Origin of the sequence: uncultured Metabacillus sp. (genome assembly GCF_947503125.1) — a bacterium.
In the GTDB taxonomy this organism is placed as follows: Bacteria; Bacillota; Bacilli; order Bacillales; family Bacillaceae; genus Metabacillus.
Genome location: NZ_CANNCR010000100.1, coordinates 1 through 8994, shown reverse-complemented (window position 1 = coordinate 8994; position 8994 = coordinate 1). Strand labels below are relative to the sequence as shown.

Here is an 8994-nt window from a genome sequence, read left to right as displayed (position 1 = left end):
TCGCTGGCTTGCCTAGCAGGCTAGCATACCCACCCCTCCATATAAAGTTACTAGTATCACTCTTTCCCGTTCTAAGGATTGATATACTTATTTCTCTATCAGTCTGCTAGCCCTTAATTTTTTTGTCCAGCTAAGTGTAACCTATCCATACTACTCCTTTTGGGATATCAAGTGATTCAATATAACCAACTATTAATTCACTATCCAGTGATTTTCCCTTAACCCAATCACCTGTTTTTAAAATTTGATTATTATTGGACTTCAACATTTTCACCTTCTTACATGATTTATTGTTCTAAAGAAAGTCTATTGGTTTTATAACAATTTCAAACTTCTTCACTTTTTAAGTTACAGAAATCAGTCTAACTGTAATTATTTTTATTACATTTAAATGAAAAAGAATTCTGTCGCCATTTATCAATTCCGGCCATTCATTATCCTTGATTGATAAGATCGACAACTTCTTTCATTGTATAGTCCTTTAAATATTCACCCAAATGTTCTTCAGCACCTAAGAATATGTTAAATAGAACATTTTGCATATTCGCGCCGACAATGCATCGTTCATTTGATTCAGGACATCTAGGTTGCAAAGCACCTTCAGAGGTTATCTTATAAATATCCCAGAGATTTACTTCACTAAGATCTAGAGCAAAAATAAATCCCCCGCCAGTACCTTCTTTTGAATGGATAAATCCATGTTTTTTTAACAAACTCAACACTTTACGAATGCGTACCGGGTGGACGCCAGCACTCTCCGAAATGGCATCACTTGTTGACATTCGGTCTGGCTGCAGTGCCAGAAAAGTTAAACTGTGAATGGCAAGTGTAAAATCACTATTCATGTCCTGCCTCCTATGAAATAAAAACTGCTAATTATCCTACTACTTTGAAAACAATTATCTGCGTCTTTATTACTATTTATTAATACACTGTAATCTTAATTATTACAGATTATCTTGTCAAACATTAAAATATAATAAACGAATGAATACTAGAATTATAAACAATCATTGCAACAATTAAATCTAAAGTTAAATCATTTGGCTAGACAATTAAAGATTCCATTGTTTCTTGACTTGTTCTTCTGCCAAACGGTTAATATTTTCCAATGTCATATTTTTATTTACAATGACATTTGTTTGATAAGATCTATCTTTATAATTAACTGTAATGAATACTTCGATCATCTCAATCTTCCTCCTTCCAAATTAATAATCAGGATAACTATTGTATGAACATATACACATTAATTTGCCGCTTTTTCCAATTCAATGGTTAAAATTGTACGAAGTTTACGTGGCAGAAATCTGCGAATTTCTTCCTCGTTATATCCAACCTGTAATCTTTTTTCGTCCTGGATAATCGGCCGACGCAGCATTTTGGGATCTTCCATTATTAATTTATAGAATTCATTAAGGGAAAGAGATTCAATATTTACATTTAATTCCTGAAACGATTTTGAATTAGTTGAAATAATTTCTGTCGTCCCATCTTCTGTCAGGCGAAGAATCGATTTAATCTCATCAATTGTCAAGGGATTAGACAAGATGTTTCTTTCAATATAATCAATTTGATGTTCCTCAAGCCAAGCTTTTGCTTTTCGGCATGAGGTACAGCTTGGTGTCGTATATAGAGTCACCATACGTTTACACACTCCTATATCATATTTATATACCCTCCCGCTTCAACATTGGGTAATAAGTGTAATAAAAAACCTTACAGTTTAGCTTCAAAAAAACGTAGTGTATTCTAATCGAGAATGTTTATTTTACCTTATCTGATCTATCCCACCCCATTCATTTACCACAACTATACTGTAATTTTAATTTTTACAGTTCATTAAGTCAACTGTAATGCTTTGGTATAAATGATGCCTATAGATTTCCAACCTTTAGCAGTTTGGAGCTTTTCCAAGATAAGAGAGTCATTTCAAGATAAGGAGGAGGAAACTAGGTCTTAACAATTCGGTGCAAAAACAAAAAACCGATTCTCTTTTTATCTTTGAGAACCGGTTAGTGAATCGGTTTGTATTGAATATAGATTTTCAATTAGACCCTTCCTTTTACTTTGTTTTTACTTTTATGATCGCATTTCCATAACTATCCATCGCTTTTACGTAATTCTCCTTTACGTTAGCGAAATATGCAGCTATTTTTCCCATTTTGTTTTCACCAGTGATGAAAGTGATCATTTTTGCCATCTGTTTATCCCCTTGTCATTTTTTCTTAATTATGACACGTTTGAAATAGTCCAGGCAAAGTCACTGAAAACGAAAACATTCTCCTTGAAAACGGGAACAACATTAATGAAAACGCATAAATATATAATTTCCTTTATTTTTTTCTATTTTTCTTCTGTTTTTATTAATACTTACTCAAACTTCGCACCTACATAATTTTCCAGATACATTCCGATATTTTGAGGAAGAACACACGAAAGGAAAAGTTGTCATCAGGATGTGAAATTTTTAAGGGAAAAAAATAGAATATATGGACCTTCTCATTATGGATATCTTTTTATAAGAAAATTTAAAAAAGGCACAATTTTTTACTTATCTAAAAATGTGCCTTATACAATTGAGATATTGTCTAAATATATATTGTGACTAGGGATCTATTTACAAAGGCAATAAAGCAATCCTGCTCTTTGATTCTAGATCTCGAACCATTGAATACCAGGAATCTGGTTTATTAGGAAGTACAGAGTAGTATCTTGTTAAAAATTCAACAACTAGTTTTGTTGGCAGTTCCTTTGTTCCTTTTTCCATTGGAAGGAAGCAAAGATCTAGACCGGTTACTGCTGTGCCATCATTATCCCATGAAGGATGAACATAATCAAAATCAATGCGCTTATAGCCAAGATGTGATAACACTTCACGTCGCACATACGGGTCCATCGGTTTAATTCCGCCAAAATCATGATGCTCAACTTGATATGGATTATAAATTTCAGCAAACATCCCAAATAAGTCTTTGCCATTAGCCGCAGCTAATTCCTGTAAGTCTGCTAATCTATTTTCTGCTAAAAATGGTCCTACCCCAAGTCCAGCTTCTCCGATAATCGTAAAGTCTGTCATCGCCACATTAAAATCCTCATAATAACGATACTCCGTTGCCCCTACTACTTTCCCGTTACGTACAGCAACAAAGACACGAATACCCGGGTCCTCTAATGGTTCTTTCCAAAGTTCAAACTCTAAAACTTCTTCCTTCGGGAATACATCTTGCATTAATTGATGCATTTGTTTAAATAATGGATCTTTTATATTTGTTATTCTTACAAATTCCATGCTTATTCATCTCCTTTAAAGGATGTAAAGTAAGGGTTTTTCCACTCCATAAGGAGCCCATAATTGTGAGACTCCTCATCTTCAAGGTAGTTAGCGACAAGCTTTACAGGTGTCCGTCCGCAACGCAATAAGAAGGTGATGACGGGATCTTTTAGGTTCCCTTTCATCACTTCATCGATATAGTCATGTGCTGTCAGCTCATGCGCTACTTTATGATAACCAGGCATTCTTCCGCCGCCAAGCAATCTTTCCAAGCCTAAATGAACGACCACTTCATACATAGACTGCATTAACCATTTTCCCAGTCCGTATTTACGATAAGCAGGACGTACCCCAATATCGACAACATATAATGTATTTCCTCTAGGGTTATGGTTTGAGATATAGCCATTATCTGTTATCTCTTCCCAGGAGTGCTCAGGATGACTTGGGTCAAAATCGACCATTAAGCCGGTCATTGATGCCACGATTTCTCCATTCACTTCCATGCATAATGCACCTTCTGGAAACAGCTTTACATGATTTGAAAGCTGCTCTGTATTCCACCATAATTCAGATGGAAATGGCGGTGGAAAGCTTTCCTCCTGAATCTTAATTAAGCCTGGAAAATCATCGGTTTTATAATTGCGAATGATGGCAGGAACCGGCCGCTCATCTTTGAAAACAAAAAGCTCCTTCCGATACATAAGGTCCTCCTTAGACGAGCGTTTTACTTTCTTGCTTTTCCCAATCTGGATAAAGGTCAGTTCGTCTGTCACGCCATGTTGTCACAGAACCGTGTTTACGAACCTGATAGAGAAGCTCTAAATCAAGATCTGCAGTCACAATCATATCCTGGTTAATTTCCCCTTCTGCTAAAATCCCTTTTGGTGGAAATGGAACATCATTTGGTGTAATGACTGCTGCCTGCCCAAAGTTCCCTCTCATAAAATCAACCGTTTCAAGCGTGCCAACAGTGCCTGTCGTTACGACATATACCTGGTTTTCAATCGCTCTGGCATGGCATGTATAACGAACACGGTGAAAGCCATGGCGATCATCTGTGCAAGATGGACAAAAAATCACGTCCGCACCTTTTGCTTTTGCCATTCTTACAATCTCTGGGAACTCGATATCGTAACAAGTTAACATAGCAACTGTTCCTTTTTCAGTCTCAAACACTTGCAGATCATCCCCTGCGCTCATGTTCCATTCCTCAACTTCGGTTGGCGTAATATGAAGCTTCGCTTGTTCAGCAATTCTTCCATCCGGGTAAAACATATGAGCAACATTATATAATTTCCCGTCTTTGTTAATGACATGTGTACCCGCAATAATATGCATTTTTGTCTTGATCGCAAGTGTCATAAATAAAGAACGGTATTGCTCTGTAAAATTCGGCAGCTGGTCGATCGTTAATGCTTCGCCAAACTCATTTTCGATCGACATTAACTGTGTTGTAAAAAATTCAGGAAACAAAATAAAATCAGCTGAAAATTCTTGGGCTGTTTTGATATAATGTTCAACTTGCTTTGCAAATTGATCAAACGATGTAATCGTACGAAGTTGATATTGTACTGCAGATACTCTTAACTTCATTTATTCAACCTACTTTCATATCTAAACATTATTAATTTATACAAACTAATGACATTATGAAATAAATGAATAAAATTAACAAGTACCTACTTTTTTGTTACTAGGTTACTTGGAGGATACTAAAGAAAAACAAAGAAAATAGCCGGGCTATTTGACCGGCTACAAATATTTTGCGAGTTAATGGTATAAAGCTTTAATTGAATTTAGATCTTCTAATAATTGCTTGATTTCCTGCCTTGTAAATAATACAGGCATTTGATCATAAAGTGTAAGGACTTGTCCATCCTCTTCCTGCTGATGCATACTCAAGTATTCATATAGAGCATTTAGTTGTTGTCCCTTAAGTGTTGTTTCTGTAGAAAAGGACTTTATTTCTTGTAAAGCAAATTCGTTCTTATCCTTATCAAACTCACCTGAAATAATGCCACCTGATATTTTCATTTCAACACTCCCACATTTTTACCGCCTTATTGGATTTATCTTAATATATTACCCATTTCGAGCAAAAGATATCGATTTTTTCGAAGTAGAAACAGACAGAGGATAAGGATTATAATGACATAGTACATATATTGATGGATCATGGTTTGAAAATGGCAAGGGGGAAGTTCGAATGGAAAAATATTTAAATCAATCATTTAATTGTGAAAAGGAATTAACCCTTTCGGTTATTGGCGGTAAATGGAAGATGATTATCATCTGGCATCTTGGGAAAGAAGGGACAAAAAGATTTAGTGAATTGAAGGCTCTTTTGCCAAATATTACGCAAAAAATGTTAACGAACCAATTAAGAGAACTGGAAGAAGACCAAATCATTCATCGAGAAGTCTACCCTGTAGTTCCGCCAAGAGTAGAGTACTCATTAAAGGAGCATGGACGAACGCTTATGCCGATCTTGGAATCGATGTATGAATGGGGAAAAGATTATATGGAAACGGTTGTTAAAGCAAAATCAGATGATGAGAATTCTGTTTGATCATTTCTTTATTCATAAAGCAAAAAATTTCATAAAAGGTGCCTGCCCCTTTGCCGGTTAACTCTGTTGGTCTATGAGGTGCAGGCACTAAAATTAAGTTAGCAATGTAGCGGATTTCATTCTTGGTATGTAATTGGAACAGCAATCTAGGTCTTTCCGATTCTATTTTGCGTTCTCATCTGGTTGGTGAATGCCAAAAACATTTCCCTCGGTATCAACATAGTAACCCTGCCACGCCATTCCAGGCAGTGCATATTTAGGCAAGGCAACCTGTCCTCCATTTTTTAATATTTTCGCCTCAATTGAATCGTAATCTTCCACACTCATTGTACAAGCATAGCCATTCATAGGCTGATTCTTTTCCGGAGGAGGACCTTGTCGTTTCATTAAAGCTCCGTTAATTCCAGGCACATTTGCATCACCCGTTACAGCTCCAAAATAAGGCATTCCAGCGTATTCGCTCCAATCTTCAAATGACCAGCCAAATACTTCTCCATAAAACGTTTTAGCCCGTTCCATGTCATCTACATGAATTTCAAAATGAACTAATCTTCCCATGATTTCCTCCTTATTTTTCGAACCAGATTTTTTGATTCTCAAACCATTCGTATGTAATTTCTACCTTTGGTCTTGCTAATCCTTCTTTATAATTGGAATAATATGGAAATCTATTCAGGAATCGTAAGAGACTGTCCTATACACTCATTTCTCCAGATAGCTCTTCAACGCATCCAAATCTTTCGCACAGGCTTTTTTAAAGGTTCCTGCCATCATTTTTCCAAAAAATTTAGCTAAACCGGTAAGGCCATTTATCTCACCGTTTAAGGTAACCTCTGTAGAATCATTAGTTGAAGCAAGTATGTATGTAAACAAGAATTCCCCTTTACCAGTAGTTCCTTTCGTTCCATCACAGCGTAGTACGATTTTATCTTGCTCATTTAGTTCAACAACTTCAAAATGCTCAGTAGCTTCATGACCAAACATTCTTCTAGTTTCCAGCCACTGACTTCCCACTTGCAAAGGACCTTCATCTAATCGCTTTATTCCCACTAATCCTTGCATCCACTGCTTCGCAGAATCAAGATCAAGTAAACCATTGTAGGCCATTTGTTTGGAAACTTTGATGGATCTTTTCACTTCAAATTGAATACTCAAGGTATAAACCTCCTCCTTACATTTTTTCAAAATGTATATCATACAACCATAGCTAGTTTATCCTATTATTGTTCCAGCGATTGACATAGAATTTTATTTATCATAAACTTCTATTCATTCTAATATGTAAATTTTTGAAAAGAAAGGATGATTTAAATGAGTACAGAACAGTCGCCTACTTCGACAAGTTCCCTCAAAGAAAAAGCAGTGTCTTTTCTCGGGCTCGTAGCATCAGGAAACGTTCGCGAAGCATACAAGAGATACATAAGCCCTGATTTTCGTCACCACAATCCCTATTTCCGTGGTGATGCAGACTCTCTTATGATTGCGATGGAAGAGAATGCAGCAAAAAACCCTCACAAGATTCTTGAGGTCAAACTTGCTATTCAGGAGAAAGATACCGTTGCGGTTCACTCCCATGTCAAGCAGAATCCAGATGATCTTGGAGGAGCTGTTGTCCATATCTTTCGTTTTCAAGATAATCAAATTGTTGAATTGTGGGATATCGGTCAACCTATACCTGAGGATTCCCCTAATGAGAATGGAATGTTCTAATGTGCTACAGTGAATTTGCTGCTATGCAAATCTAAAAATGAAAACACGCTTCTCTTTGGTTAAATTGATTTCATGCAAAAAGAGATGCGTGTTTTTCGTTTTCGTAGTCAAATAGACTAGTTATTATTTAGATTCTTTATTCTCTCATTGCTTTTTTTCATGGCAAATCGGTACTTCTCACCTTTTTCAATTTGTGTGACTTGAGAATCGTGAACGGTAATTTGTACAGTCCCATATTCGATATTTTCCAGAAAACTGACGATTTTATCGATCACAGCCTGATCTATTTTAGTTTTTGCAGCCAATTAAATCATCCCCTTCGAATAATTTCAATTTGTTTAAAAGCAGATCTTCAAGAGTCGTACGATCAAGAACATAGGCTATCGTATCCCTTACGAGGGACCAAAGCGGCTTTAATTGACATCCTGCTTCTAATGGACAAGGCTCGTATTTTGTAATCGATGCACAGCTCATTGGAGATAATGGTCCTTCTAACTTTCGAATCACTTCTCCAATGTTGATCTGTGCAACCTCTTTATGAAGGAAATATCCTCCCCGAGCTCCCCTTTTGCTTTTTACAAAATCCAATTTTTTTAATTGCAGTAATATTTGCTCTAAATAGTTGATCGTAACAAGGGTTTTATCAGAAATTTCCTGTATCGTCATGACCTGCCCTTGTTGTTGACCTAAAACCAATAAAGCCCTTAATGCATATTCCCCTTTACTAGAGACCTTCATTTTCTCCTCCTATAAAGTTGAGTGATTTAGTCAACTTTTATCCGTTCATCATTTGTTGAGCAAATTAGTCGACATTTATCTATGATTCATTGAATAGTAATTCTGCCTCTGTTAATTCCGATATTACCTATTGGTTATATTTGTTTTAATTTATCATATGATGAAAGTTTAGAAAAATCAACCATTTTATTGAATTTTCATATCGTTGATTTCACATCATTCATACATGATCTTGTTCTAATACTATTTTTATAACTGTTGTATGCCTTTTAATGAAGAAAGCAACCGCAAACAAATCCATTGACAATTCTAATTAATCCGATTATTATAATTGGAAATAAAATCATCTTATCAAGAGAGGTGGAGGAACTGGTCCTGCGAAACCTCAGCAACCACAGTGTTTTTTTCTGTAAGGTGCTAATTCCAGCAGATAAGAAAGGAGAATGTTTATGAGCTTTATGAAATGCAGCTAGAGGTAAATGATTATTTAGATTTGTATCTTTTTGCAGGTCAGATAGGGGATCCTTTGTGGCAGGAAGAAATAATTGAAAAGCTAAAAACCATCCAAACTAAAAAAAATAAATCAATCAATATTGCTAAAAAACTTTTAAAAAGATATAAGGTGTTATTGCCATCCCAAAATGACCAAAAGTTGACGGTATTGCCTGTCCAGAATTAGACGATTATAATGTCCATATAT

General features: G+C 35.8%; 15 protein-coding genes and 1 riboswitch. Of the genes, 3 read left to right on the top strand and 12 right to left on the bottom strand.

Annotated features, from left to right (window positions below; genetic code table 11):
* Window positions 1–434: 434 nt before the first annotated feature.
* From Q1B07_RS25485 to Q1B07_RS25450, 8 genes are all read right to left on the bottom strand, one after another.
* Window positions 435–845 carry an Rrf2 family transcriptional regulator gene (locus Q1B07_RS25485; protein ID WP_299095265.1) on the bottom strand — a complete coding sequence of 137 codons (411 nt, stop codon included), beginning with the start codon at window positions 843–845 and terminating at the stop codon, window positions 435–437.
* A gap of 210 nt (window positions 846–1055) precedes the next feature.
* On the bottom strand, window positions 1056–1190 hold the full coding sequence (locus tag Q1B07_RS25480; RefSeq protein WP_299095267.1) for a BA3454 family stress response protein: 135 nt from the start codon (window positions 1188–1190) through the stop codon (window positions 1056–1058).
* A 59-nt stretch (window positions 1191–1249) separates the two neighbouring features.
* A complete protein-coding gene (spxA, locus tag Q1B07_RS25475) occupies window positions 1250–1645 on the bottom strand; it encodes a transcriptional regulator SpxA (RefSeq protein WP_299095269.1) in 396 nt (131 codons plus the stop codon).
* Window positions 1646–2065: 420 nt separating this feature from the next.
* Window positions 2066–2203 (bottom strand): hypothetical protein, encoded by a 138-nt coding sequence (locus tag Q1B07_RS25470; protein ID WP_299095272.1) that lies wholly within the window; start codon window positions 2201–2203, stop codon window positions 2066–2068.
* Window positions 2204–2620: 417 nt separating this feature from the next.
* Window positions 2621–3292 (bottom strand): GNAT family N-acetyltransferase, encoded by a 672-nt coding sequence (locus Q1B07_RS25465; protein ID WP_299095277.1) that lies wholly within the window; start codon window positions 3290–3292, stop codon window positions 2621–2623.
* A gap of 2 nt (window positions 3293–3294) precedes the next feature.
* Complete coding sequence (locus Q1B07_RS25460) at window positions 3295–3978, bottom strand: GNAT family N-acetyltransferase (protein ID WP_299095280.1); 684 nt, start codon at window positions 3976–3978, stop codon at window positions 3295–3297.
* 10 nt (window positions 3979–3988) lie between these two features.
* Window positions 3989–4870, bottom strand: coding sequence for a carbon-nitrogen hydrolase family protein (locus tag Q1B07_RS25455; RefSeq protein ID WP_299095282.1), 882 nt, complete (start codon window positions 4868–4870; stop codon window positions 3989–3991).
* A gap of 177 nt (window positions 4871–5047) precedes the next feature.
* Window positions 5048–5311, bottom strand: coding sequence for a hypothetical protein (locus Q1B07_RS25450; RefSeq protein WP_299095284.1), 264 nt, complete (start codon window positions 5309–5311; stop codon window positions 5048–5050).
* Window positions 5312–5483: 172 nt separating this feature from the next.
* On the opposite strand from Q1B07_RS25450, the gene Q1B07_RS25445 reads away from it, so the two are divergent.
* Window positions 5484–5846, top strand: coding sequence for a helix-turn-helix domain-containing protein (locus Q1B07_RS25445; RefSeq protein ID WP_299095287.1), 363 nt, complete (start codon window positions 5484–5486; stop codon window positions 5844–5846).
* A gap of 162 nt (window positions 5847–6008) precedes the next feature.
* Here Q1B07_RS25445 and Q1B07_RS25440 read toward each other — a convergent pair whose 3' ends face one another.
* Entirely contained in the window at window positions 6009–6404 is a 396-nt protein-coding gene (locus tag Q1B07_RS25440) for a VOC family protein (RefSeq protein WP_299095289.1), read from the bottom strand.
* 144 nt (window positions 6405–6548) lie between these two features.
* Complete coding sequence (locus tag Q1B07_RS25435; protein ID WP_299095292.1) at window positions 6549–7001, bottom strand: SRPBCC family protein; 453 nt, start codon at window positions 6999–7001, stop codon at window positions 6549–6551.
* A 156-nt stretch (window positions 7002–7157) separates the two neighbouring features.
* Between Q1B07_RS25435 and Q1B07_RS25430 the strand changes: the two genes are divergently transcribed.
* On the top strand, window positions 7158–7556 hold the full coding sequence (locus Q1B07_RS25430; protein WP_299095295.1) for a nuclear transport factor 2 family protein: 399 nt from the start codon (window positions 7158–7160) through the stop codon (window positions 7554–7556).
* A 116-nt stretch (window positions 7557–7672) separates the two neighbouring features.
* Here the strand turns inward: Q1B07_RS25430 and Q1B07_RS25425 are convergent, their stop codons facing one another.
* Both Q1B07_RS25425 and Q1B07_RS25420 read right to left on the bottom strand, forming a co-directional pair.
* Entirely contained in the window at window positions 7673–7861 is a 189-nt protein-coding gene (locus Q1B07_RS25425) for a YezD family protein (RefSeq protein ID WP_299095297.1), read from the bottom strand.
* A complete protein-coding gene (locus Q1B07_RS25420) occupies window positions 7845–8294 on the bottom strand; it encodes an Rrf2 family transcriptional regulator (RefSeq protein WP_299095299.1) in 450 nt (149 codons plus the stop codon). The genes Q1B07_RS25425 and Q1B07_RS25420 overlap by 17 nt, the downstream gene beginning before the upstream one ends.
* A gap of 345 nt (window positions 8295–8639) precedes the next feature.
* Window positions 8640–8731: riboswitch (SAM riboswitch) on the top strand.
* A 26-nt stretch (window positions 8732–8757) separates the two neighbouring features.
* On the opposite strand from Q1B07_RS25420, the gene Q1B07_RS25415 reads away from it, so the two are divergent.
* Entirely contained in the window at window positions 8758–8973 is a 216-nt protein-coding gene (locus Q1B07_RS25415) for a hypothetical protein (protein ID WP_299095302.1), read from the top strand.
* Window positions 8974–8994: the final 21 nt, after the last annotated feature.

Coding starts and splice junctions, on each gene's coding strand:
- Q1B07_RS25485 (WP_299095265.1), bottom strand. CDS start 845: ATGAATAGTGATTTTACACTTGCCATTCACAGTTTAACTTTTCTGGCA.
- Q1B07_RS25480 (WP_299095267.1), bottom strand. CDS start 1,190: ATGATCGAAGTATTCATTACAGTTAATTATAAAGATAGATCTTATCAA.
- spxA (WP_299095269.1), bottom strand. CDS start 1,645: ATGGTGACTCTATATACGACACCAAGCTGTACCTCATGCCGAAAAGCA.
- Q1B07_RS25470 (WP_299095272.1), bottom strand. CDS start 2,203: ATGGCAAAAATGATCACTTTCATCACTGGTGAAAACAAAATGGGAAAA.
- Q1B07_RS25465 (WP_299095277.1), bottom strand. CDS start 3,292: ATGGAATTTGTAAGAATAACAAATATAAAAGATCCATTATTTAAACAA.
- Q1B07_RS25460 (WP_299095280.1), bottom strand. CDS start 3,978: ATGTATCGGAAGGAGCTTTTTGTTTTCAAAGATGAGCGGCCGGTTCCT.
- Q1B07_RS25455 (WP_299095282.1), bottom strand. CDS start 4,870: ATGAAGTTAAGAGTATCTGCAGTACAATATCAACTTCGTACGATTACA.
- Q1B07_RS25450 (WP_299095284.1), bottom strand. CDS start 5,311: ATGAAAATATCAGGTGGCATTATTTCAGGTGAGTTTGATAAGGATAAG.
- Q1B07_RS25445 (WP_299095287.1), top strand. CDS start 5,484: ATGGAAAAATATTTAAATCAATCATTTAATTGTGAAAAGGAATTAACC.
- Q1B07_RS25440 (WP_299095289.1), bottom strand. CDS start 6,404: ATGGGAAGATTAGTTCATTTTGAAATTCATGTAGATGACATGGAACGG.
- Q1B07_RS25430 (WP_299095295.1), top strand. CDS start 7,158: ATGAGTACAGAACAGTCGCCTACTTCGACAAGTTCCCTCAAAGAAAAA.
- Q1B07_RS25420 (WP_299095299.1), bottom strand. CDS start 8,294: ATGAAGGTCTCTAGTAAAGGGGAATATGCATTAAGGGCTTTATTGGTT.
- Q1B07_RS25415 (WP_299095302.1), top strand. CDS start 8,758: ATGCAGCTAGAGGTAAATGATTATTTAGATTTGTATCTTTTTGCAGGT.